The sequence below is a fragment of the Alitiscatomonas sp. genome (assembly GCF_037242085.1).
In the GTDB taxonomy this organism is placed as follows: Bacteria; Bacillota; Clostridia; order Lachnospirales; family Lachnospiraceae; genus Alitiscatomonas; species Alitiscatomonas aceti.
In genome coordinates, this window is the sequence record NZ_JAXXBR010000029.1 from 1 (window position 1) to 24893 (window position 24893).

The following is a 24893-nucleotide window of genomic DNA, read 5'->3' on the forward strand; positions in this document are numbered from 1 at the left end:
TCCTGCCCCTGTGTCCCGATAAGGGGAGCTGCATGGAATACGACGAAAACCTGGCGGCGTCGGTATATCTGGAGAACGACCTGGAAATGCTGGGAAGAATGAAAAAATTTATGGTATAGATTCAGGAGGAAAACGCGAATGTTGAAATATTATGAAATAAATGGAAAAACGTGTTTTACAGATCACATGGATTTTCAGTGCCCGCCGGAGGCGGACTGGAAGGAGATCCCGGAGCCCAGGACCGCAGAGGAGCTTTCCTGGCTGTTTTTCAGAGAACCGGGGAGCTGCCGCGCCTCCTTCCTGGTGAATCATGAGGGACTTTTATGGGAAAAGGAGGAGAGCGTAGACTGGCTCAACAGCCGGAAGCTGGAGGAAAACAAAGCGTTTTATGGAAAACAGGACGGCTGTACGGAGGGAAAATGCGCAGCTGCGCTTCCGGAATGGATCCGGGAGCGGATCACAGCCGGAAAGGTCCGTGCCGTCAACGCCTCCCATCCCCGCTTCCTGGAGCTGCTGTCCGGGGAGGCATTCCCGGCAGGACCGGAGAAAAAGCGGGTCCATATCCTGGCCATCGGGGATGTGGGGAGCATGCTCCTTACGGGCCTCCATCTCTTGGGCGGCGACGTGATCTCCCGGATCGGGATCTGCGATATCTCCGACCAGGTGACGGCCCGGTGGGAGTTTGAGGAAAACCAGATCGCCTATCCCTGGGAGTATGACGCCCTGCCGGAGGTGGAGGTGGTGAAGCCAGAGAATCTTTTTGACTGTGATGTTTTCGTGTTCGTGGCCTCCAAGGGGATCCCGCCGGTGGGCTCCGGTGTGAAGGACGTGCGCATGTACCAGTTTGAAAATAATGCGAAGATCATGGCCAATTATGCGAAAATGGCCAGGGAAAGCCGGTTTAAGGGGCTGTTCTGCGCCGTTTCTGATCCGGTGGATCCTCTGGCAAAGACCGCATTTTTGGAGAGCAATAAAAATGAAGCCGGGGAGCTGGACTATATGGGACTTTTACCGGAGCAGATCCAGGGCTTCGGCCTGGGCGTCATGAACGCCAGGGCCGCCTATTACGCCAAGAGAGATCCTCGGTTTTCCAGATTCCTCACAGAGGGCCGCTCCTTCGGTCCCCATGGCCAGGATCTGGTGGTAGCCGATTCCATCGAGCATTATGATGATGCTCTTTCCAGAGAGCTGACGGAGCTGACGGTGACGGCCAATCTTAAAATGCGGGAGATCGGCTATAAGCCCTTTGTGGCTCCGGCCTTTTCCTCAGGTGCCCTGTCCATCCTTCTGGCTCTCCGGGGAGAGTGGCACTGCGGTTCGGTGTTCCTGGGAGGGATCTACATGGGAGTGAAAAACCGGTTTACAGAGAATGGTCTGGAAACGGAGATCCTTCCCCTGCCGGATGCCCTCCATGCCCGGATCCGGACGGCGGCGGAAAATCTCAGAATGATCGTATAGGAGGCGGATGGATTGGAAAATGGGAAGAAGGAAAAGAAGCTTTTTGTGATCTATCCACAGAAAAGAGCGGAGGAGGGCCGTCTGGACCAGGTCCTCCGGGCGGCTCTGGAGGGGATCTCTGCCCAGGTGGTGGATTCCATGGAGGAGCTGTGGGAGAACGGTGACCACGAAAATGGTACGGAGCGGTTCCAGGGGGGGCGGCTGCTTTTTGCAGTACCTTTGGGGAAAAACGGAGTCAACCGTGGATATTATGAGATCCTGGCATGGCTCCGCTGTGGAAAACCTGTGCTGAAGGGGGCTGTTGCCGGCTTCCTTATTGACGCGGACAGCGAGCTTTATACCAAGGCGGCCGCCAGGGAGCTGGCGGTGGCGGCCAACCAGGCGGGAGCGGCCCTGGTGGGCCGTCCTCTGGTGGAGGGCACGGCGTCCCTGGACAACTATATCATCCAGGCCGCCAATATGGGTACGGACCGCCTGGGGGCGTACAAAAAAAGCGCCGGGATCCTGGCGGAGCAGCTTATGGAGTTTCAATGGAACCCCAGGAAAGAGCCCCATCTGCTGGTGCTCCATGCCTCCAGCCACAAGACCTCCAATACCCTGGAGGTCTGGAACGCGGTAAAGGAGAAGATTGAAGACCATGTGGAGATCCGGGAGGTCAGCTTAAGAAACGGGACCCTGGAGGACTGCTCCGGATGTCCCTATCAGATGTGCCTGCATTTTGGCGAGCGGGGAAAATGCTTTTACGGCGGGCCTATTGTGGAATCCGTATATCCAGGGATCCAGTGGGCCGATGGGATCCTGCTTTTATGCCCCAACTATAATGACGCCCTTTCGGCCAATCTGACGGCCTTCATAAACCGCCTGACCGCATTATTCCGTACCACGAGATTTTATGATAAGGCCCTGTTTGCCATCATCGTTTCCGGCTACTCCGGCAGCGACCTCATTGCCGGCCAGCTCATCACGGCCCTGAACATGAACAAGACCTTTTATCTCCCGGGAAACTTCTGCATCATGGAAACGGGCAACAGTCCTGGCTCCGCCATGAAGCGGGACGGCATCGGAGACAGGATCCAGGCCTTTGCAGATACGATCCTGGAGACCATGAGGGACGGAGAAAACAGAAAGGAAAGATAATTTCGACATTTCAACGCGACAAAGCTAAAATATAAAAATTTTAGAACGAATTTATATATTGTTTAGACATTGAAATATTTCTTCGATTATTGTATAATAGAACCAACATCCCCAAGGGGCTAGGAATGGGGAAAAAAGAAAAAAGGAGGTTACAATATGAAGAAGAAATTTTCAGCAGTGACAGCATTGACACTGACCCTTGCGATGGTACTGACTGCCTGCTCCGGAGGAGGCGGCGGTGAAACAACGGCAGCCGCGGGCGGCGATACAAAGGCAGCCGGCGAGACCACCCAGGCGGCGGCTCCCAGCGGCGATGCAGTGAAAATGACCATGGGAACCGGAGGAACTACCGGTACGTATTACGCCTTCGGCGGAGTTATCGCCAATTTTTAAACGCAAAAGACATCGGCGTAAACATTAACGTCCAGTCCACCGGTGCGTCCAAGGCCAACATCTACCTGGTCAACGACGGCGAGGCAGATCTGGCCATCGTCCAGAACGACGTTATGGACTATGCGTATAATGGAACCGACCTGTTCGCGGAAGAGGGCGCGGCAACAGAATTTGCCACAGTCGCTGGTCTTTACGCAGAGGTCTGCCAGGTGGTTTCCACTGGAGATATTAAATCGATCGCGGATCTGAAGGGCAAGAGAGTTTCTGTGGGCGACGCAGGGTCCGGCGTTGAGTTCAACGCCCGCCAGATCCTTGAGGCTTACGGGATCAGCTTCAACGATATCGAAGTCAACAATCTGGGCTTCGGCGATTCCTCCGACGCCTTAAAGGATGGAAAGATCGACGCGTTCTTCTGTACCGCAGGCGCTCCCACCACAGCCATCGTAGAGCTGGCGACCACCAACAGCATCAACCTTCTGGAGATCGATGACGAGCACGCAGCGGCTCTCGCAGAGGCGCATCCGTTCTATACCACTTACCCGATCCCGGGCGGCTCCTATAAGGGCGTGGATGAGGATGTTCAGACCGTGGCCATCAAGGCGACTCTGATCTGCTCCCCGAAGCTTTCTGAGGAAACTGTTTATAATCTTACCAAGGCCCTGTTCGACAACCAGAGCGAGATCGCAGCAGCTCACGCCAAGGGCGAGGAACTGAGCCTTGAATACGCCGTCAGCGGTATCTCCGTTCCGTTCCATCCGGGCGCTGAGAAATACTTTAAAGAAGTCGGCGCGATCAAGTAGTTTTGCTGGAAGATAAGAAAAAAAGAACATTTACAATGGCTGCAATAACGGTTGTGTTTATTGCAGCCATTGCGCTCACTGCCCTTTTTTTTGCGGGGGCTTCCGGAAAAGATACGCTGGTCTTACGGGATGGGGATACAAAAGAGGAATATGCACGGTTCCCCGTTTCAGAGGGGGACGAATTTTCCGTCACGTTCATCCATTCCGTCAACCAGTACCCGCTGACGGACGTATATGAGATCCGGGACCACAGGATCTATGTGGTGCGGACCATCTACAATAATTTCGGAGCCGGAGTCCAGACAGAGATCGAAGAGGGGCAGAAGCTGGAATATGGGGAAAACGGAGAAATGATCGTTTCTGGCTTTGACCGGGAAATGCCATGGCTTTCTTACATCGTGGGGACGGTTTCCGACCATGTCCTTACGATCCATGGAGAAGCGGTCAGCTTAAGGGAGCTCTGCGGAAAAAACAGCAAGGTGGAGTTCTCCTGTGAGCCCGGAATGTAGAAAGGAGGGGGAAGGGATGTCAGAAAAAGAGAAAATGAACGTGAACACGGCTCCAGCCGTGGATACTTCCACAGGAACGGCGGAAGACGTGGAAGCCATCATGAAAAAATATGACAGGGAATCCAATACCCGTATCTGGGAGGGTGTTCCCAAGAAGGTCGTCCGCTATCTGCTGGCGGCGTTTGCCCTGCTAATGGTGTATATGAACCTGTTTGCCAACTGGGATGAACGGGTGCGCCGCTCCCTGTTTGTGGGGATCGTCATAATCCTCTCATTCCTGGTGTATCCGGCAAAAAAGGGCAGCACGAAGAAAAATCATATTCCCATTTATGATATCGTGCTGATGGTCCTGGGGGCCGGTGCCTATTTCTATTTTGTCATCAACTTTAAGACCATCATCGGCCACGCCACCCGGATCAGCCAGCTAGAGGTCATCGTAGGCATCATCGGCATCCTGGTGCTGGCGGAGACCTGCCGGAGGGTGGTAGGCATTCCGATCCTGTGTGTGGCGACGGTCTTTATCGGCTACGCGTTTTACAGCGGCCTGGGAGCCGGAAGAGCCTTCCCCCAGGTATTAAAATCCATCGTTTACAACCTGTTTTATACCACCAGCGGCGTCATCGGAACTCCCATCGGCGTCTGCTCCACGTATATCGCGCTGTTTATCCTGTTCGGCGCATTCCTGGAGGCCACCGGGATCTCGGAGTTCTTTATCCAGTTGGCCAACTCCCTGGCGGGCGCTTCCACCGGAGGTCCGGCCAAGGTGGCCGTCATCTCCTCGGCCCTCTGCGGAATGGTATCCGGAAGTTCTGTGGGGAATACAGTTACCACCGGCTCCGTGACGATCCCGCTGATGAAAAAGACGGGCTACAAGGGCGAATTTGCCGGAGCTGTTGAGGCAGCGGCCTCCACCGGCGGACAGATCATGCCGCCGATCATGGGTGCAGCCGCCTTCCTGATGGCGGAGATGGTGGGCGTCCAGTACAGTGAGATCGCCATGCGGGCCATCTTCCCGGCGCTTTTATATTTCACTGGTATCTTTATTACGGTACACCTGGAAGCCAAACGGCTGGGCTTAAAGGGCATCGCCAAAGAGGACCTGCCCAAATTCGTTCCTCTGTTCATCCGTCAGGGATACCTGCTGATCCCGCTGGTGACGCTGGTGGCCATGGTCATGATGGGCTACACCATGTCCCGTTCAGCCGTGATCGCCACACTGTTGGCGATCCTGGTGAGCATCCCCAATAAAAGTACCCGTATGAATCCCACGCGGTTTGTGAACGCTCTGGAAACGGGCGGAAAGAATACTCTTTCCGTGGCCGTGGCCTGCGGCATCGCCGGGATCATCGCCGGTGTGGTTACCATGACCGGTCTGGGACAGATCCTGATCTCTGCCATCGTCAGTGTGGCCGGTGACCGTGTGATCATCGCCCTGTTCCTTACGATGCTGACGTGTATCGTCCTGGGTATGGGCGTTCCCACCACTGCCAACTACATCATCATGGCCACCACCTGTGCCCCTATTCTGGTAAACGGTATGGGGATCAATAAGATCGCGGCCAATATGTTTGTATTCTATTTCGGCATTGTGGCGGATATTACGCCTCCGGTGGCCCTGGCAGCCTATGCAGGCTCTGCCATTGCCAAATCCAATCCCATGAAGACGGCTTTAAACGCTTCCCGTCTTGCAATCGCGGCCTTCATCGTGCCGTATATCTTCGCCTTTAACCCGGCGATGCTGTTCATTGACGCAGACGTGGTCCAGGTGGTGATCATCATCGTCACCTCCCTGGTGGGCCTGACCGGCGTGGCCGGAGGCCTGGAGGGCTATATGGTGACCAATATGAATCCCATCCAGAGGATCCTGGCCGTGGTCGGCGGTCTGTGCCTGATCATTCCAGGCACGGTCACAGACCTGGCGGGGATCGCCATTGTAGGAGCCTCTGTGGTCTGGCAGCTTGCAGATAAAAAGAAGCGGGCTGCGGCGTAGGAGATAAACAGCGGAAGAGGATCCAACAGAAGATAAAAAAATAGGGAGCCCGCACCAGCCGGTGTGCGGGCTTCCTTCTTGCACAAATAAAAGGAATTTGTATGCGGATTATTTCTCTTCCTTATAATTGCTCAGATCATAAGGCGTGGAGAGGATCACAATGGCGGCCACAGTGATGATGATCCCCAGGATCATGAGGACGCCGGATCCATTATGTAAAAATTTCATGACTGCTCCAATGGGGATCAGCGCGTTTCCGATGAACAGAAGGATCAGGAAATATACGCGTCCCAGAAGCTTTCCGTGTTTGGAATCTAAAAATTTCTGAATGTTCATTATGCTGGCCACACTCCCATCTTACTCATGATAAAGGTGATAAATACAATGTTCAGGACCGAAATGCAGGCAAGGATGCCGGCGTTGAAGAATCTGGACTGGATGACCTTTTTGCCCAGGTATCTGGGATCATTGCCCAGGAGATACCAGGAGTTGCCGGAGATCCAGTTAAATAAGGACTGCATGGCGGCGATGAATACGACCACCATCACAGGCTTTCCAAAGAATGCGCCTAAGAAGCCGATCTGGGGAGCCAGGACGATGAACGGATGGTACCAGGCCTTGGTGTCCTTCTTTACATTTGTAGACTGATAGAAGGAGGTGGCGCAGGTAACGCTTAATCCGATCATGGAAGAGCACACAAGGGCGATGATACCGATGTAGAAGCCCAGCTGGATCCAGATGGACGGAATTACGGAAACCAGGGCATTGCAGAGCGCTGTGGAGTCGGTGGGGATCCCTTCCTGTCCGGCAAAAGCCTCGGCAAAGGCGATGGAAACGAAAGAAAGCACCAGAGTCACCGGGATCAGTCCGCCGAACACGGCGTCAAAGCGGCCCAGAGTCTCATGGTTTTCAGAATATCCGCGGGATTCCATACCGTTGTTGAACAGTACCCAGTCCATGACGCCGATGGTGGCGGTCAGGGAGGCGATGAGCATGACGATGCCGTCGATTCCGCTGGGCAGTGTCGGGATCAGAAGTCCTTTGATCATGGCCTTAAAGTCCACGCCGGTGACACAGAGAACAGCGCCGAATACCACCAGCATGATGCCAATGAGGATCTTCATGGCGTTTTCTACGATCTTAACGCCCTTGGGGTTATCGCCGGAGCCGTACATTAAGGAAAGAGGTACGGAGATGGCAACCAGTAAGATCCAGCTGATGTTCTTGGGAACATTGATGTTCACCACCGAGAACAGGGCGGTAACAGCGTCTGCGCCCAGGGCGTACTGGCCGAAGTTATAAACGATCGATGCGACGAAGCAGGCCACGAGTCCGGTGGCAAAGCTTCCGAAAAATTTTCCATGGAATTTATCCTGGGCTTTGATGACAGAGATCTCCGATGCGGTCACGAACCGGGTGGCCAGGGCCAGCATAAAGAGGCCCAGGGCGAAGGAGTACAGCGGGATCCAGAGCATATCGTAGCCGTAGGCGGCGCCCAGGGTCACGGAGCTGGCAAAGGAGCCGGCGCCCAGGGTAAAGGCAGCGTTCATAAAGCCCGGTCCAGAAAGCTTGCAGTAGCCAAAGAATTTCTGAAGGGGCGGCTTTTTATTTAATTCCTGCAAAAACGCCTTTTCTTTCAGGGCGTTTTCTGAGTAACGTGGATTCACTTCCGTTCCGTTCATGTTTACATCCTCCTGATTATTTGGTCTGGTCTTCCAGACAGGTCACGATCATTTCGCACGGAGCGCAGGGACCGTCGGTGAAGAGCGCAGGGCGCTTAAAGTCGATCTTTCCGAAAAAGGCCTCGTTGAGGGCAATGTCGATCTCCTCGCAGTAGAGCTTTCCGGCGTTTTCAAGCCCGATCTCACGAAAAGCCGTGGAAAACGGACAGACGCGGTTGATCTCTCTCAGTGTATTCCCCTCCACGAAAGAGTCGCAGTCCCACGCCTCATTGGCCGGATAATCGGAATATTCCTCCACCGTGTGGAAGGTGACTTCCTTTCCGTCCTTTTTGATGTTTTCGATGATCTTCTGGGCCCTCATGTTGGCGAAGCGGCGTACCGCGCGCTTTACGACGGCTTCTCCCTTTTCCTGTCCCATTTCCTGGAGCACCTCATCGGCCATGACCGCAAACAGCTTTGCCATGGTCTCCGTGACCTTTCCCACGGGATCCTCTGGGTTGTACATCCTTTCCCCCTCCTTTTCATGTTTATGAAAATTTTATGGATTACAGAAAAAGTTTAGCATTTTAAAAGCCAGAAGTGGGCATAAATGATGCAAAAGGCAGGAAAAATGTAGTAAAAATCCGTCAGACTGCACAAGAGGACGGGGCCACGCCGAACAGGACAAAGGAAACCTCAAAGCGGCCGTCCTGTGCCTTGAGGTTTAAGGTCCCGCCGTAACCCGCCACAGCCTCCCGGACGTTGGGGAGCCCCAGGCCATGGCCCTCAGAATCCGGCTTGGTGGTGGCAAAGCCGGAGCGGATGGAGGCATCCGGATCCATGGAATTACAGATGCCGCAGACCAGCATCCCCTTTTTATACAGGAGCTTTACCAGGATCCTTTTTTCAGAGTCCCCGCTCTGGTTTAAACAGGCTTCGATGGCATTTTCCAGGATATTGCCGAAAATGATGCCGCAGTCCACCATGTCGATCTTCATGTTTTTTACCACCATGATCTCGGTGTCCACCTGGATCCCGCTGGCGGCTGCCTGGTCCAGCTTGGAGGTAAGGACCGCGTCCAGAAATGGATTGCCGGTGCTGACAAGCTGACGGGAGCGGGTATGGAGCTCCAGCTGGTCCCGGATCCTGGAGGTGTAGTCCAGGGCCTCGGCCGTTTTCCCGGAGGCCAGGAGGGTCTGGACCATCTGCCAGTGGTTCTTCATATCATGACGCAGCTTCCGGTACTGGCTTTCCCGCCCCTCGATGGCCTTATAGTGGCGGACCTGCTCATTGAGCTGCTGCTCCAGATTTTTCCGCTCCAGGCTCTGACGGTAGATCCGGGCGGTCTCCGGCACCAGCAGGACCAGGTTATAAAGGATCAGCAGAACAGCTCCGGTGACCAGGCTGCGGATGGCGACTACGGGCTGGAAATTGTAAAACAGCAGATAGATGAAAAAGGTAAAAAAGCTGATGACGATCCCGATGTAGACCGTGTGCATCTTCCTGTTTTCCGATACCTCAGCGCTGAGATAGCAGATGCAGACCATAAGGGTGCAGATGAACAGGAACCAGAGGGACTGCTCCAGCCGGTAAAAGGGGACGTAGCCGGCCATGATCACCGCCACAGAGAGGATCAGGACCGCAAAGTGGAACAGACAGAGAAAGGTAAAGATCCCCGGATAGGTTTTGGGAAATTCCAGGGAGATGTACCGGTATAAAAGCACCGGGATGATGAAGATGGCAACACATTTGACGGTGTCGATGGCGTAGCCGCTGAGCACGGAGCTGGCCAGGGAGGATTCACAGAGGATCCAGACGGCAAAGCCTAAAAAGCAGAAGCCGATGGCGGAAACGCAAGTCTGTATTCTGTATACATAACGGAATACGGAGCCCGCCAGAAGGATCACCAGGGCAACAAAAAATAAGACTCCGGAGGTGATGAGATGGAGGGGGCCGGACATGGCCAGGTTATTGAACAGGGCGTTCCGGGAGCCAAAGCAGATCCGTGGGGTCTTGTGGATCTCATATTCGGCAGCAGGAGCCGGGGCGTCCCCTAAAAAAGCAGGCTCAAACTGGACCTCCAGGCGGGACAGGGAGAGAGCGCCGGACGGGTCCAGGGGGATCAGAAACCAGGTATCGGGACTGATCTCAAGAACCTCACAGTCCTCCGGGACCGGGATCTCCCGGCCGTCCGCCAGGACTCGGGACGGCTTCTGGCCGCTGACTGCCAGGAAGGGCCGTTCCACCCGGTCGCCGGGAAGGGCGCAGGAAAACGACAGGACTCCCTTCCGGGCCTCCCGATGGTCAAAATGGACGATGCTTCCAGAGCTGGTGAGCTCCAGAAACGTATGGTAGGAATCCGTCGGCCGCTCGGTCCGGACAGAGAGCAGGAACAGCCAGACGATGTACAAAAACAGCAGCCAGAAGGCATGATAGATACGGTTTGCCACAGCTCCTCCTCTCTGCTCAGACCATGGAAAGGCCATTGAGCAGGTAATTCTGATAGTGTTCCCGGGAATCGGCGTACTTCTGGCCGATGGGGATCACAGTCCGGTCGATGCAGACAAATTCTTTTCCGCTGAGATAATCCACATTTTCAAAGTTGACGATATAGGAGCGGTGGACCCGGTGAAAGGATTCCGGCGGGAGCTGCTGCTCCAGGTCAGAGATATTTCCATAAAATTCAATGGGCGGCCCGGCCTTCACATGGATCTCGATGATCCGGTTCTTTACCTCGAAAAAAATAATGTCCGTCAGGAGGACAGAGCCAATGGTCTTTCCAAATTTATATGTAAATTTTTCCTTCCGCCCCTTTTCAGCCAGGGAAACAGCCTTTAAAAAGACCTTTTCGATCTTCTCCGTCCGCATGTCCTGCTTTAACAGGTAGTGGAGGGGCATCACGTCCAGGGCCTCGAAAACATGCTCCTTGCTGACCGTGAGAAAGATGATCTGGGCGGTGGGATTTATGGCGCGGAGTTTGGCGGCAGTTTCAATGCCGTTGAGCTTTTTCATCAGGATGTCCAGAAAAAAGATGTCAGTGGTCCGGTTTTTATCGTCTGGATCGAAGAGCAGCTCCTCGCCGGAGGAGCAGCAGGATACGGAGGCGGCGATGCTGTGCTTTTGGCAGAGCTCCTGGATCAGACCACAGAGCTCGTCCCGCATGGCGTCGCTGTCGTCGCAGATGCAGATATGGATCATAGGATGGTTTCCCCCTTTTCCTTTTTGATACTGATTATATCATTCTATGATGTTTGGGTCAAAAGGCTTTTTGGCCTTTTGACCCTGGCATCATTACACAGGAGAACGGGGAAGATCATCAGAACACCAGATTCACCAGTATACAGAGGAGGACGCCGATCCCGGTGGGCAGAAGGATGGATACGGCGGTCCACTTTAAGCTTCCCGTCTCCTTCTTTATGGTGAGGCAGGTGGTGGAGCAGGGCCAGTGGAACAGGGAGAAAACAGCCATGCAGACGGTGGTCTTAACGGTCCACCCGTTGGCGGACAGCAGGCTTAAAATGGCCGTTTTATCGTCCATGGGGGCCAGGACGCCGCTCTGTAAATAGGCCATGAGGATAATGGGCAGGACGATCTCATTGGCGGGAAAGCCCAGGATAAAGGCCATGAGGATGATGCCGTCCAGTCCCATAAGGGTCCCAAGAGGATCCAGAAAGCCTGCAATGTGCATAAGGAGGCTTTCTCCGCCCACGGTCAGATTGGCCAGAAGCCAGATCACCAGACCGGCCGGGGCGGCCACAGCCACGGCCCGGCCCAGGACGAACAGGGTCCGGTCAAAGATGGAGCGGACGATGACCTTTCCCGGCTGGGGGCGGCGGTAGGGCGGAAGCTCCAGGGTAAAGGACGAGGGAACGCCCTTTAAAAGAGTCCTGGATAACAGGAATGAGGCCCCAAGGGTGGCCAGGATGGCTGCCAGGATAAAAAGCGTCAGCACCAGGGCGGTCAGCAGGGAGGAGAGCACCGGGTTTTCCATCGGAAGCCCTGCCCAGACGCCGCCTCCGGCTCCCAGAAGGGCGATCATGGTCAGCAGCAGGGGGAACCGGCCGTTGCAGGGCATGAGGCTGTTGGTGAGGATGGCGATGAGCCGTTCCCTGGGGGAGTCGATGATCCTGCATCCCACCACCCCGGCGGCGTTGCAGCCCAGGCCCATGGCCATGGTCAGGCACTGCTTTCCGCAGGCGCTGCATTTGTGGAAGGCGCCGTCCATATTAAAGGCCGCCCGGGGCAGATACCCCAGATCCTCCAGCAGAGTGAACAGAGGAAAAAAGATGGCCATGGGAGGCAGCATGACGGACACGATCCAGGCCACCACTCGGTATACGCCGAAAACAGCCATGTCGATGAACCACTGGGGGAGGCCTATGGAAAGGGCGGTCTCAGCCAGCCGCGGCTCCAGGGAGAAAAACAGGTCCCACAGCATGGAGGACGGGTAATTGGCCCCGGTGATGGTGAGCCAGAAGATCCCCAGAAGCAGCAGTACCATGACCGCCGTACCGGTGAAGGGGCCGGTGAGGATCCGGTCCAGACGCTCTTCCCTTTTTCTGTAATGTTCCTTTGTATAGGTGACCGCCTGGGCCGCCAGGTCTTTGGGGGAGAAGGCGGAGGGGAGCCTCCGGTACGGAGAGCCCAGGGAGCAGGAGGCGCAGGCACAGGGGCATGAGGCGGCCAGGGAGGCCAGCAGCTTCTTTAAGGTTAACAGGCCTTTGGCCGTCCGGCCGCAGCAGGGAGTCACAGGGATCCCCAGGGAACGCTCCAGGGCCTTAAAATCGATCCGGATCCCCTTTTTTTCAGCCTCATCGCAGAGATTGACGCAGAGGACCGCCTGGGGCATGGGACCAGCCTCCTCTCTGTGCTCCAGCAGCCCTGCGGCCTGGGACAGCAGATACAGCCCCCGCTCCAGGCAGGTGGCGTCGCAGACCACAAGCAGAAAGTCGTAGTCCTCGTTTAAAATAAAATCCTTTGTCAGCTCCTCCTCAGCGGAACGGGTATCAAAGGAGTAGATGCCGGGAAGGTCCACGGCGGAAAAATCCTGGCCGCCATAGGAAAACTGTCCCACGGCGCAGGAGACGGTGACTCCGGCCCAGTTGCCGGTGTGCTGGCGGAGCCGGGTCAGACCGTTGAAAATGGTGCTTTTTCCCACGTTTGGGTTGCCCATTAGGGCCACGCGCCGCGTCATGAGAGGGCCTCCACCAGGATCATGCGGCTGTCCTCCTCCCGGAGGGCGATGACGGCCCCGCGGACCAGATAGGCGGCAATGTTCCCTTTCCGTTTCCGGAGCACGCAGGTGACGGCCTCCTCCGGCTCAAAGCCCAGGTCAGAAAGCCGCCCGGCCATTAACGGCGGATTGGCCAGCGCCAGGATCTTTGCGGATCCGCCTGTATTTATACTGCTCAATGGTAGTACCATGAAATCACTCACTCGCACGTTGCTTATGAGTGAGATATGAAAAAGCGGGCGGCTTTGTGCCTGTACAGGGCGGGGGAGCCGGGGAACACCGGAACCAGTGCAGGGGACCGGGGATCAGAGGATCACGGGAACCGGCGCGTCAAGCTTCATGGAGCGGTCTGTGACGGCGCAGTCATAGGCCCAGATATGGACGCCGTTTTCCTTCGCCTTTTTTAGTGCATCGGCAAATTCCGGGTGGCGTTCCCGGTGGGGAGAAAAAGCATGAACGCCCTTCATCTGGATCACAAAAAGAGCGGCCGCTCCGTATCCATCCTTTACGGCCTGCGCAAGGCCCTCCAGGTGACGGATCCCCCGCTCCGTGGGCGCGTCCGGGAACATGGCCGTACCGTCCATATCCAGGGTCACGCCCTTTACCTCCATGAACCAGGGAGAGCCGCCGCAGGAAAAGGCCAGATCGAACCGGGAGTCCCCATAGCGGACCTCCCGCTTTACATGGTCCGGCCTGGGACAGAAGGGAAGCCCCTCTCCGGCGGTGAGCCATTCCCACGCCGTCTGGTTGGGGGCCTGGGAGTCAATATTGACCCACTGCGGCCCCTGGGCGGTCTCTTTTTTTACGGCGATCAGCGAGTATTCTGTTTTCCTTCCCTGGGCCATGGCGTCTGGATGGAACTGCACCGCCGCCGGGACGCCTGGGATCAGGAGCTCTCCCAGTCTTCCTGTATTTTTTACATGGCAGACCGCCTCGTTTCCGTTCAGAAGGACCCGGGCCAGGAACCGGTTGGGACGGGAAAGGAAAACGGCCTGCATTACATTTTCATAGATCATAGGAAAATACCTCCGTCCCTGGATTATAGCATAAATGGAGCAGATTTAATATTAATAAAGGAAACTGTGAAATCAATCTTTTCAAACCTGGAGAAATAAGGTATAATCTCCTTGAGTATACAGCGCCGGCTTATGATGCGGCCTGAAACAATATGACGCAAATGGAGGTCCAAGATTATGTTAGTAACAGCGAAAGAAATGCTTGCAAAGGCAAGAGACGGAAAATATGCAGTAGGCCATTTCAACATCAACAACCTGGAGTGGACAAAGGCGATCCTTCAGACAGCGGAAGAATTAAGATCTCCGGTGATCCTTGGGGTTTCCGAGGGCGCTGGAAAGTATATGGGCGGATATAAGACTGTTGTGGGAATGGTCAATGGTATGCTGGAGGAATTAAACATCACAGTTCCCGTTGCCCTTCACCTGGACCATGGCAGCTATGAGGGCTGCTTAAAGTGCATCGAAGCCGGATTTTCTTCCATTATGTTCGACGGCTCCCACTATCCCATCGAGGAGAACGTGGAGAAGACCAAGGAGCTGATCCGCATCTGCCGTGAAAAGGGCATGTCCCTGGAGGCTGAGGTCGGCGCCATCGGCGGTGAGGAAGACGGTGTAGTTGGTATGGGCGAGTGCGCAGATCCCAACGAATGTAAGATGATCGCAGACCTGGGTGTTGATATGCTGGCTGCGGGAATCGGAAATATCCATGGAAAATACCCGGCCAACTGGCAGGGCTTAAGCTTCGAGACCCTTGCGGCAGTGAAGGAGAAGGTGGGCGATATGCCTCTGGTGCTTCACGGCGGTACAGGGATCCCGGAGGATATGATCAAGAAGGCCATTTCCCTGGGCGTTGCAAAGATCAATGTAAATACCGAGTGCCAGCTGGCATTTGCCGATGCTACGAGAAAGTACATCGAAGCAGGAAAGGATCTGGAAGGAAAGGGCTTTGACCCGAGAAAGCTTCTGGCTCCCGGCGCAGCGGCCATCAAAGAGACTGTGAAGACCAAAATGGAGCTGTTCGGTTCCATTGGCAAGGCAGAATAAAAGACGCGTGCGGCAATCAAACGTTCTCCCCTTTCCGGGAGAACGTTTTTGCAAATCTGGCTGGGCCAGTATACATGAGGAGGAAAAATCTATGAGCGAGGCCATCCATGTGGCAGAAATTTTTGGAGAAAATGTATTTGACGACGCGGTAATGAGAGAGCGTCTGCCCAAAAGCGTCTATAAGAAGCTGAAGCAGACCATTGAGGACGGAAGCGAGCTGGACCCGTCCATCGCAGACGTGGTAGCCCATGCCATGAAGGACTGGGCGGTGGACAATGGAGCGACCCATTATACCCACTGGTTCCAGCCCCTGACCGGCGTTACGGCGGAAAAACACGATTCCTTTATCACCAGTCCCGACGCAGCCGGAAGAGTCCTGATGGATCTTTCGGGGAAAGAGCTGATCAAGGGAGAGGCCGACGGCTCCTCCTTCCCCTCCGGCGGCCTCCGCGCCACCTTTGAGGCCAGGGGCTATACTACCTGGGACTGTACCTCCCCGGCGTTCTTAAAAAAGGACGCCCTGGGCGTGACCCTTTGCATCCCCACAGCCTTCTGCTCCTACGGGGGAGAGGCCCTGGATAAGAAAACGCCGCTCTTACGCTCCATGGAGGCCATCGATAAGCAGGCGGTCCGCATTTTCCATCTGTTCGGCAACACTGCCGTGAAGCGGGTGATCCCGTCGGTGGGACCGGAGCAGGAATATTTCCTGGTGGACCGGGAAAAATATTTACAGAGAAAAGACCTGATCTATACGGGCCGCACCCTGTTCGGAGCCATGCCGCCCAAGGGCCAGGAGATGGACGACCATTACTACGGCGTGATCCGGGAGCGGGTGGGCGCCTTTATGAAGGAGCTTAACGAGGAGCTCTGGAAGCTGGGGGTGGCGGCCAAGACCCAGCATAACGAGGTGGCCCCGGCCCAGCATGAGCTGGCGGCCATCTACACTAAGGCCAACCTGGCGGTGGACCACAACCAGATCGTCATGGAGACCATGAAAAAGGTAGCCAGCCGCCGCGGCCTTGCCTGCCTGCTCCATGAAAAGCCGTTCCAGGGCGTCAACGGCTCCGGAAAGCACAACAACTGGTCCCTGACCTCCGACACCGGCATCAATATGCTGGAGCCGGGAGTGACGCCCCATGAGAACATCCAGTTCCTTTTGGTGCTGGCCTGCATCATGAAGGCTGTGGACGTCCATGCAGACCTGCTCCGTCAGTCGGCAGCCGTTCCCGGAAACGATTACCGTCTGGGAGCCCAGGAGGCGCCGCCGGCCATTATCTCTATCTTTGTGGGCGAGCAGATCGAGGACGTGATCGACCAGCTCTGCAGCACCGGCTCCGCCACCCACTCCAAGATGGGCGGTACCTTAAGGACCGGCGTGACCACACTTCCGGATTTTGATAAGGATGCCACAGACCGGAACCGGACCTCGCCCTTCGCATTTACCAACAATAAATTTGAATTCCGTATGGTGGGCTCATCCGACTCCATTTCCTCCGCCAATGTGGTGTTGAATACCATTGTGGCAGAGGCCTTTAAGGAAGCGGCGGATATCCTGGAGGCCTCCGATGACTTCCCCACAGCGGTCCATGACCTGATCAAAAAGCTGCTTTCCGAGCACAGACGGATCATCTTCAACGGCAACGGCTACACCGAGGAGTGGGTACAGGAGGCAGAACGGAGAGGTCTTCCCAACTTAAAGTGCATGGTGGACTCCATCCCGTCCCTGGTGACAGAAAAGGCCGTGAAGCTGTTCGGAGACTTCGGCGTGTACACAAGATCCGAGCTGTACGCCCGGGCAGAGATCGAGTACGAGACTTATGCCAAGAGCGTTCTGGTGGAAGCCCGGACCATGTCAGACATGGCTGGAAAGCAGATCATTCCGGCGGTGATCCGGTATTCGGGAGATCTGGCCAGGTCCCTCAATGAAGTAAGGACCGCCTGCCCGGAGGCTGACATGAGTGTGCAGACGGAGCTGGTGCTGGAGGTCTCCAGCCTGCTGGCTGCCATGAAAAACGCCATGGAGGAGATCCGGAAGGATCTGGAGAAGGCAGGGACCATGTCTAATATGAAGGAGCGGGCCCACTTCTGCTACGATGAGATGGTACCGGCCATGAACCGGCTCAGAGAGCCTGCGGACCGCCTGGAGATGATCGTGGACAAGGAATACTGGCCCTTCCCCAGCTACGGCGATATGATCTTTGAAGTATAAATTTTACGCCATAAGGCGCAGGACCGGACGGTCCGGCGGAGACGATCTGCCGGGGCGGCCGGTCTTTTCCTTGCCCCGCGCCGGAAGCCTGGGAGATTTCCCTCTGCATACCGTTGCGGAAAATGGCGGAGAATGGTATACTATACCTGGTTTTTTCTCTAAAAACAAGGAAAACAGGAAAGGAAAATGCGGCGCAGGCCGCAGCAGAGTAAGAGATATGTCAAATAAAGTATCTGGAAAGAGGCAGAAAGGGGCGGACAGCCCCGAACTGCGGGAAAAGGACGCCAGGAGCATGGCCGGGATCATGGGCGTGTTCGCCGTGGCGGTGCTGGGTATCTTTCCCCTGGCATACGATAACTATTATTACAACATTCTGGAGACCAAGTACCATTTTTACTGTGTCGCCTCCATTGCGGCTATGGCGCTGATGCTCTTTTACGGGATCTTCAGCGGCCGGATCGCGGGATTTTTCAGAGGGGACAGCAGTGAAAAGGGAGGAAGCGGATTTTTTAAGCGGATCCTTGGAGGGATGAATTTTGTGGACTGGGCCATGCTGGCGTTCTGGGGAGCCAATGTCATTTCCTGGATCCTCTGCGTGGACTGGCGCTGGGATGCCTTCTGGGGGACCTTCGGCCGGTATAACGGCGTATTTCTGATCACCCTCTATACGGTGGTCTACTTCCTGGTGACCCGTTTTTTCCGGTTCCGTCAGTGGTATCTGGATCTGTTCCTGGTGACGGGAATGCTGGTCTGCGGCTTCGGCATCACCGACTATTTCCAGATGGATCTGCTCCACTTTAAGGAAGAACTTTCGGATGACCAACTTCGAATTTTTGTTTCCACCTTCGGAAACATTAATACGTACACCGTTTATGTGGGCGCGGTGCTGGCGGTGTCCATGACCTTATTCACCCTGGATAAGGACTGGAGGAAGAGAATCTGGTATTTTGCCGCCATGATGGTGTCCAGCGTGGCCATCATCATGGGAACCAGCGACAACGCCTATCTGACCCTGGGAGCGCTTCTGGGCTTCCTGCCCCTTTATCTGTTCCGCACCTGGAGCGGCATCCGGAGATATCTCATGGCGGCGGCAGGGTTCTTCACGGCGGCCTGGATCGTGGAATGGGCCAATGTGAAATACGCGGACAAGGTCCTGGGCATCGACAGCCTGTTTACCATGTTCGTCCAGTACGAGCATTTTAAGGAGATCGTCCTGGCCCTGTGGATCGCAGCGGCGGTACTGACGGCGCTGACCATCCGGAGAAAGGGAGAAAAGGACCGGATCGGCAAATGGCCTTGCTTTGTCTGGCTTGGCTTTCTGGCCTTCATTGCGGCTGGAGTCATCTATGTGCTTTACGATGCCAATGCGGCGGGGAATGCGGAAAAGTACGCGGCCATCAGCAAATATGTGGTGTTCAATGACGCCTGGGGGACCAATCGCGGCTATGCCTGGATCCGGTCCATGGAGGTTTTCAGGGAGTTTTTCACCACCAAGGACAAGATCTTCGGCTACGGTCCGGAGACCTTCCGGGTGCTCATGGAAAATTATTATCTGGGAGAGCTGGGCAATGTGATCTTTGACAACGCCCATAACGAATACCTCCACTATCTGATCACCATCGGCCTGTTCGGCATGCTGTCCTATATGGCATGGCTGGGCACCTCCATTTTCTGGATGGCAAGGAATCTCAAGGACCGGCCGGAGGTGGCGGCCTGCCTGTTTGCCCTGGCGGCTTATGCGGTCCAGGCCACGGTGAACTTAAACCTTCCGGTGGCTATGCCTGTGACGGTGCAGCTTCTGGCCATGGGCGTCAGCAGACAGTTAAAGAAAAAGGAAAATGAATCCATATAGAACGGAGAGTGTGCATATGCAGGCAGTGATCATGGCCGGAGGAAAGGGAACGCGCCTGGCGGCCCTTACGAAAGACGAGATACCGAAGCCCATGGTGGAGGTGGCGGGAAAACCGCTGTTATTATGGCAGGTGGAGAGGCTGAAGGCCCACGGGATCACCGATATCCTCATGGTCATCGGTCATCTGGGCGAAAAGATCCAGGAATATTTTGGAGATGGGGAGCGTTTTGGGGTACGGATCCGGTATTTTGTGGAGGAAACGCCCCTGGGCACCGCCGGTTCCTTCTATTATTTAAAGGATATGGTGGAGGAGACCTTCTTCATGATGTCCGGGGACCTGTTTTTTGACATTGATTTCGGACGGATGCTGGCCTTTCATGAGAAGAAAAAGGCAGCGGCCACGCTGTTCGTCCATCCCAACGGCCATCCCTATGACTCGGATCTCCTGGTGTTAGATGAGGACGACCGGGTGCGGAAATTCGACTCCAAGCACAATACCAGGGACTACTGGTATGAAAATTGTGTGAATGCTGGAATTTTCGTGTTTAACAGAAAAATCTGTGACCGGGTTCCGGAGCCGGTGAAGCGGAACCTGGAAAATGATGTGATCCAGGGCATGATCCAGGATGGAGAGCCGGTGTATGGCTACCGCTCGCCGGAGTACGTGAAGGATGTGGGGACCGTGGACCGGATCCAGCAGACCTTAAAGGATATTGAACGGGGCTTTATTGCGGAGAAATCCCTCAGCAGAAAGCAGAAATGCATCTTCCTGGACCGGGACGGTACCATTAACCAGTACCGGGGCCTGGTATATAAGGAGGAGGACTTTGAGCTGGAGCCCTGCGCGGTCCAGGCGGTGAAACGGATCAACCAGTCGGGCCGCCTGGGGATCGTCATCACCAACCAGCCGGTGGTGGCCCGGGGCCTCTGCGGGATCGAGGATGTGGAAAATATCCACCGGAAGCTGTCCTCCCTTCTGGGGAAGGAGGGCGTGTTCCTGGACGATATCCTGTTCTGCCCCCATCACCCGGACAAGGGATACCCGGAGGAGAATCCGGCTTACAAGATCCCCTGTGAGTGCCGGAAGCCAAAGACCGGCCTGATCGGGCAGGCGGCAGAAAAATATAACATTGACCTTTCCGCCTCCTGGATGGTGGGAGACACCACCATGGATATCCAGACAGGGATCAACGCCGGAATGCGCACCGCCCTGGTGCTGACCGGAGAGGCAGGAAAGGATAAAAAATACGATGTAACGCCGGATCTTGTCTGCAAGGACCTTTTGGAGGCCGTGGAGAAGATCCTGGAGATGGATTAGGAGGGATCTCATGATCATTACACAAACGCCGTTCCGCATGTCCTTTTTTGGCGGCGGGACCGATTTCCCGGGATTTTATAAGGAGCATGGCGGAGCCGTGATCTCCACCACCTTTGATAAATACTGCTATGTGAACGTGCGCCATCTGCCGCGGTTCTTCGATTATTCCACAGAGCTGTCCTACTCGAGGATCGAGCGGGTGACCGACGTGGAGGCCATCGAGCATCCGGCCATCCGGGAGGCCATGAAATATCTGGACATGCAGGAGATCCGCCTGACCTATGAGGCAGACCTGCCAGCCCGGTCCGGCCTGGGCACCAGCAGCTCCTTTGCTGTGGGCATGCTGAACGCGTTTTACGCCTTAAAGGGCAAATACGCCGATAAGCGGAAGCTGGCCGACGACGCCATCTATCTGGAGCGGGTGCTCTGCAAGGAAAGCGGCGGCGTCCAGGACCAGATCGCCGCGTCCTTCGGCGGCCTGAACCGGATCAACTTTAACGCCGACGGCTATGAGGTGAATCCAGTGATCATCTCCCCGGACCGGAAGGCCCAGTTGAACCGGAATCTGATGCTGTTTTTCACCGGCTTTTCCCGGTTCTCCTCAGATATCCAGAAGACCACCCAGAAGGACATGGCCGATAAGGAACGGCAGCTTCTGGAAATGCTGTCCCTGGTGGACGAGGCAGAGAAGGTGCTGACCACAAAGACGGATCTTAATGAATTTGGCCGGCTTCTGGACTATACCTGGAAGTTAAAGCGCGGGATCTCCAGCGGGATCTCCACAGACTCCATCGACGGCCTTTATGCCAAGGGGATCGAGGCCGGGGCTCTTGGCGGAAAGCTCCTGGGCGCCGGAGGCGGCGGCTTCCTGCTGTTTTACGTGGAGGAGGATAAGAGAGAGGCTGTGGCAAAGGCCATGGAGGACCTTTTATACGTACCGTTCCAGTTTGAGAACAGCGGGACCAGAGTGATCCATTATACGGCGGAGATGTACGAGAAGAGATAGGAGCAGCCGGGGCGCTGCGGGACAGGAGGCTTTTAGGCCTGCGTTCTGCGGCGGCCCGGTTTTTTGCGGAATGGAGCTGGCTGACGAGTCCGGAAGAATAAAAAGCAGAGAGATAGACATACTGATTATAGGTTTTATTTGTTCAATCTGCGGATTTTGTGCAGATCACATTGACAGAACATGGATATGAGGGGTATTATGGTGGTAAATAAAACGACAGGGGTAATCGGTATGTTATTGGAATTCAGGTGCTCCAATCATAAATCCATTAAAAATGAAATTACATTTTCCATGCTCGCCGGAAGCGATGATACTCATGAGAAATCTTTAAAGCTCCATAATGGGATGCGGATCCTTAGGACGGCGGTGATCTACGGCCCTAATGGCTCCGGAAAGAGCAATTTTATTGACGCGCTGAATTTCTGTGCACTTATGGTGGATAAGAGCATGCGCTTTCAGCCAGGGGAAAAGGTACCGCAATCGGAACATAAGACCAGCGAAGAGGGAGACGCCAGCAGCTATGCGATTCAGTTTTTAAAAGAAGGGATCCGCTATGCATATGGATTTACTGTTCAGGACCAGGAGATCGCGGAGGAATATCTGTACTACTTCCCAAAGGGCCGCCAGGTGAAGATCTTTGAGCGCAGCGGTCAGGCCGTTACGCCGGGAGACCGGTATAAGAGCTCCTTTCAGCAAAGCCTCAACGTCCTAAAGGAAAACCGCCTGTTTCTGGCCTGCGGGGCAAACTTTTCCAACGTAAAAGAAGTGGAGGCTGCCTTTTTGTTTTTTACCAGAGATCTGGTGATCTATGATTCAAAGAAGAATAACTGGATGGATTATTCGCTGAATCTGATGAGGCGAGATCCAGACATCAAGAAAATTTTTCTGATCCTGATGCGGCTTTTGGGGAACCAGATCAGGGATGTAAGGATCCCGGAGAACCAGACAAAACGGATCGAAGCCCAGGTGGTCTACGATCAGTTTGAAACGGATCTGATGACAGAGGAGTCGGATGGCGTGAAAAAGCTGTTTGAAATTTTATGTCCATTGATCGATATCTTAAGCAAGGGCCGGGTTTTGATCTGTGACGAGCTGGAAACCTGCCTTCATGAAGCCTTGATCTACCAGATCGCAGAATTGTTCCAGAGAACGTCAGACAGATTTTCGGCCCAGCTGATCTTCTCTACCCATGATACCAGTCTCCTGGACTCGAACCTGTTCCGGAGGGATCAGATCTGGTTCACAGAGCTGAACGAAGAGAGGGCCACAAACCTGTACTCTCTGATGGAGATACGGAATGTGAGAAAAACAGAAAACCTGAAAAACGGGTATATCCTTGGAAAATATGGGGCGATTCCCATGAGAAATAAGAACTTCTGGGAAGAGTTTGAAAAACAGATCGAAAAATAGCAGGGGGAAGCTTTGATGGCAGGACGGAATCTGGAACTGAGACCTCGCGAGGAGGGTACAAGAGATAAGGCGAAGATACCGGTGGTCCGGTTTCCTCTGGATAAGATCACGGAGCATTTTCAGGAAAACATAAGCGCAGTCCGGGGGCAGTTTGCCGTGGCGGAGGAGCTGGTCCAGGGCGGGAGGACAGAAGAGGGAGAAAATATCTGGCGTTCCCAGATCGTTTTCCTGGAAAGCGCCCTGGACTTCTTTATGCATGAGCTGACGAAATATGGCCTGTGTGAAATACACGCGGGAAGTTGGAACAGTACTGTGAAATATGAAAACATCATGGTACATATGGGAGTGGTTGAGGCGGCCATGAGGGACAGGGACAGTGACGCATGGTTCCTGGATTTTATCAATGATACATACGGAACTGTCACTATGGCATCCTGGGATACGGTAAAGGACCAGATCAGTCTTCTGGGGATGGATGTTATGCAGATCGCCAAAGACGCTTTCTGGGAGCAGGGCTCTTCGGAAAAGCCCAGAGATAAGATGAAGCGCCGGTTAAACAGCCTGTTTCAGCGCCGCAATATGATCGCCCATCAGTCAGACCGCCGCCATGCGGATGCGCAAAAGGAGCCCATTTCCCGGGAGACTGTTGAGGATTTTATTGCAGATGTGGAGAAGATCGTGGCGGCGGTGGTGAAGGAAGCGGAGAGGAAGCAGGAGGCATAGGAATGGCGTAAAATGCGGAAGATCCGGATTCTGTAAGACGGTGCAGCACAGCTTTCGGGCAGACAGACAAATTCTGGTATTTATGTCATAATCGCAGATGCTTTGCAGAAATTGGAACGCACAGCCAGAGAAAGATGTGATATACTAGGGCCTGGTATCGAAAAGAAGGGTTGAAAAAGCTGTACTGCGATGCTATAATGATATGAGCTAAAACCGGACAAAAGCTTGAGAGTTTGAAGGCTGCGGGCTTTTGGAAGGGGTTATACTGGTCGCACATAACGTGCCTGAATGAATCTGGGACGCCGAAGGGCGGATCGCGGAGTGGCGGAGCCTACCCTAAAAGGAGAATCATCATGTGGTATGTATTGCAGACAATGACTGGAAGAGAAGAGGAGCTGGTCCATTATATTGAAGAGATCGTTCCCAAAGAACTGTACACAGATTGTTTTGTGGCATATTACGAAAGGGTATGGAGAAAGCAGCAGGAAAGCGTCGTCCATGTGGAGCGGCTGTTTCCGGGATATGTGTTCATTGTTTCGGATACGCCGAAGGAGCTGTACCTGTGTCTGAAGAAGGTTCCTGCCATGTCCAAGATGATCGCCGATGGAAATTTTGACTTTCTTTCCATTGAAGAGGAAGAAGAAGCGTTTTTCGCGAATATGCTGAAAAACCAGCATATTGTCCGGCTTTCCTATGTGGAGCTGGATGGAAAGGGGCGGATTTTCCGCGTATGCGGACCTTTGAAAGAATATGCAGATTCCATCGTAAAGGCCCAATATAAGAAGCGTTATGTGATCATCCGGCTGAAGATGATGGGGAGCTATAAGACCGTGGCCCTGGGGGTTATCTTAAAGGAAGATATCCAACAGGAGATCCGTTATGGAAAGGTTGAGACCCCGTTGGAGATGCCGGAGTTTTACCATGCCGCACAGCCGGAGAAAGACCACGGTTATGCCGCAGGCGACCATGTCAGCGTGATTTCCGGATCCTTTGAAAATATGTCGGGAGTGATCTGGAAAGTCAAAAAAGATACGGTAGAGATCGGAGTACATCTCTTTGGACAGGATATGTCCATGGAGGTGCCGGTCAATGATATACGCAAAAACTTCCCATAAGGACGATTATGGGAAGTAA

22 protein-coding genes are annotated in these 24893 nt (G+C 54.5%); 14 read left to right on the forward strand and 8 right to left on the reverse strand.

Translation table 11 applies throughout. The features are described from left to right. Window positions 1-138: 138 nt before the first annotated feature. From WIH05_RS00850 to WIH05_RS00875, 6 genes are all read left to right on the forward strand, one after another. Window positions 139-1458, forward strand: coding sequence for a lactate dehydrogenase (locus WIH05_RS00850; protein ID WP_337424839.1), 1320 nt, complete (start codon window positions 139-141; stop codon window positions 1456-1458). A gap of 12 nt (window positions 1459-1470) precedes the next feature. Next, window positions 1471-2595, forward strand: a complete 1125-nt coding sequence (locus WIH05_RS00855) for an NAD(P)H-dependent oxidoreductase (protein ID WP_337424840.1) — start codon at window positions 1471-1473, stop codon at window positions 2593-2595. 156 nt (window positions 2596-2751) lie between these two features. Further along, window positions 2752-2988 (forward strand): hypothetical protein, encoded by a 237-nt coding sequence (locus tag WIH05_RS00860; RefSeq protein ID WP_337424841.1) that lies wholly within the window; start codon window positions 2752-2754, stop codon window positions 2986-2988. A gap of 59 nt (window positions 2989-3047) precedes the next feature. Then, window positions 3048-3788 (forward strand): TAXI family TRAP transporter solute-binding subunit, encoded by a 741-nt coding sequence (locus WIH05_RS00865; protein WP_337424847.1) that lies wholly within the window; start codon window positions 3048-3050, stop codon window positions 3786-3788. A 35-nt stretch (window positions 3789-3823) separates the two neighbouring features. After that, entirely contained in the window at window positions 3824-4297 is a 474-nt protein-coding gene (locus WIH05_RS00870) for a DUF1850 domain-containing protein (protein ID WP_022273131.1), read from the forward strand. 16 nt (window positions 4298-4313) lie between these two features. Continuing rightward, window positions 4314-6287, forward strand: a complete 1974-nt coding sequence (locus WIH05_RS00875) for a TRAP transporter permease (protein WP_262426691.1) — start codon at window positions 4314-4316, stop codon at window positions 6285-6287. A 108-nt stretch (window positions 6288-6395) separates the two neighbouring features. On the opposite strand, the gene WIH05_RS00880 is transcribed toward WIH05_RS00875, so the two are convergent. The 8 genes from WIH05_RS00880 to sfsA all read right to left on the reverse strand — a co-directional run bounded on the left by WIH05_RS00880 (window position 6396) and on the right by sfsA (window position 14197). Continuing rightward, entirely contained in the window at window positions 6396-6623 is a 228-nt protein-coding gene (locus WIH05_RS00880) for a hypothetical protein (protein WP_022273129.1), read from the reverse strand. After that, complete coding sequence (locus tag WIH05_RS00885; RefSeq protein WP_022273128.1) at window positions 6623-7969, reverse strand: divalent metal cation transporter; 1347 nt, start codon at window positions 7967-7969, stop codon at window positions 6623-6625. Before WIH05_RS00885 ends, WIH05_RS00880 begins: the two co-directional genes overlap by 1 nt. Window positions 7970-7985: 16 nt before the next feature. Beyond that, a complete protein-coding gene (locus WIH05_RS00890; RefSeq protein WP_022273127.1) occupies window positions 7986-8474 on the reverse strand; it encodes an L-2-amino-thiazoline-4-carboxylic acid hydrolase in 489 nt (162 codons plus the stop codon). A 121-nt stretch (window positions 8475-8595) separates the two neighbouring features. Beyond that, window positions 8596-10398: a GHKL domain-containing protein gene (locus WIH05_RS00895; protein ID WP_337424842.1), complete on the reverse strand. Its 1803-nt coding sequence runs from the start codon at window positions 10396-10398 to the stop codon at window positions 8596-8598. A 16-nt stretch (window positions 10399-10414) separates the two neighbouring features. Next, complete coding sequence (locus WIH05_RS00900; protein WP_022273125.1) at window positions 10415-11146, reverse strand: LytTR family DNA-binding domain-containing protein; 732 nt, start codon at window positions 11144-11146, stop codon at window positions 10415-10417. A 118-nt stretch (window positions 11147-11264) separates the two neighbouring features. After that, a complete protein-coding gene (locus WIH05_RS00905; RefSeq protein ID WP_337424843.1) occupies window positions 11265-13142 on the reverse strand; it encodes a ferrous iron transporter B in 1878 nt (625 codons plus the stop codon). Continuing rightward, entirely contained in the window at window positions 13139-13372 is a 234-nt protein-coding gene (locus WIH05_RS00910) for a FeoA family protein (RefSeq protein ID WP_022273123.1), read from the reverse strand. Before WIH05_RS00910 ends, WIH05_RS00905 begins: the two co-directional genes overlap by 4 nt. A gap of 114 nt (window positions 13373-13486) precedes the next feature. Beyond that, window positions 13487-14197 carry a DNA/RNA nuclease SfsA gene (gene sfsA, locus WIH05_RS00915; RefSeq protein ID WP_022273122.1) on the reverse strand — a complete coding sequence of 237 codons (711 nt, stop codon included), beginning with the start codon at window positions 14195-14197 and terminating at the stop codon, window positions 13487-13489. 177 nt (window positions 14198-14374) lie between these two features. On the opposite strand from sfsA, the gene fba reads away from it, so the two are divergent. From fba to WIH05_RS00955, 8 genes are all read left to right on the forward strand, one after another. Continuing rightward, complete coding sequence (fba, locus tag WIH05_RS00920; protein WP_022273121.1) at window positions 14375-15241, forward strand: class II fructose-1,6-bisphosphate aldolase; 867 nt, start codon at window positions 14375-14377, stop codon at window positions 15239-15241. 91 nt (window positions 15242-15332) lie between these two features. Continuing rightward, window positions 15333-17450, forward strand: coding sequence for a glutamine synthetase III (locus tag WIH05_RS00925; RefSeq protein WP_022273120.1), 2118 nt, complete (start codon window positions 15333-15335; stop codon window positions 17448-17450). A gap of 217 nt (window positions 17451-17667) precedes the next feature. Beyond that, complete coding sequence (locus WIH05_RS00930) at window positions 17668-19302, forward strand: O-antigen ligase family protein (RefSeq protein WP_337424844.1); 1635 nt, start codon at window positions 17668-17670, stop codon at window positions 19300-19302. Between the two features lie 16 nt (window positions 19303-19318). Then, complete coding sequence (locus WIH05_RS00935; RefSeq protein WP_337424845.1) at window positions 19319-20620, forward strand: HAD-IIIA family hydrolase; 1302 nt, start codon at window positions 19319-19321, stop codon at window positions 20618-20620. 10 nt (window positions 20621-20630) lie between these two features. Beyond that, a complete protein-coding gene (locus WIH05_RS00940) occupies window positions 20631-21626 on the forward strand; it encodes a kinase (RefSeq protein ID WP_337424846.1) in 996 nt (331 codons plus the stop codon). Window positions 21627-21857: 231 nt separating this feature from the next. Continuing rightward, entirely contained in the window at window positions 21858-23036 is a 1179-nt protein-coding gene (locus WIH05_RS00945; protein WP_158358650.1) for an ATP-binding protein, read from the forward strand. A 15-nt stretch (window positions 23037-23051) separates the two neighbouring features. Continuing rightward, window positions 23052-23759, forward strand: a complete 708-nt coding sequence (locus WIH05_RS00950) for a HEPN domain-containing protein (RefSeq protein WP_022273114.1) — start codon at window positions 23052-23054, stop codon at window positions 23757-23759. A 353-nt stretch (window positions 23760-24112) separates the two neighbouring features. Then, a complete protein-coding gene (locus tag WIH05_RS00955; RefSeq protein WP_022273113.1) occupies window positions 24113-24874 on the forward strand; it encodes a transcription termination/antitermination NusG family protein in 762 nt (253 codons plus the stop codon). Window positions 24875-24893: the final 19 nt, after the last annotated feature.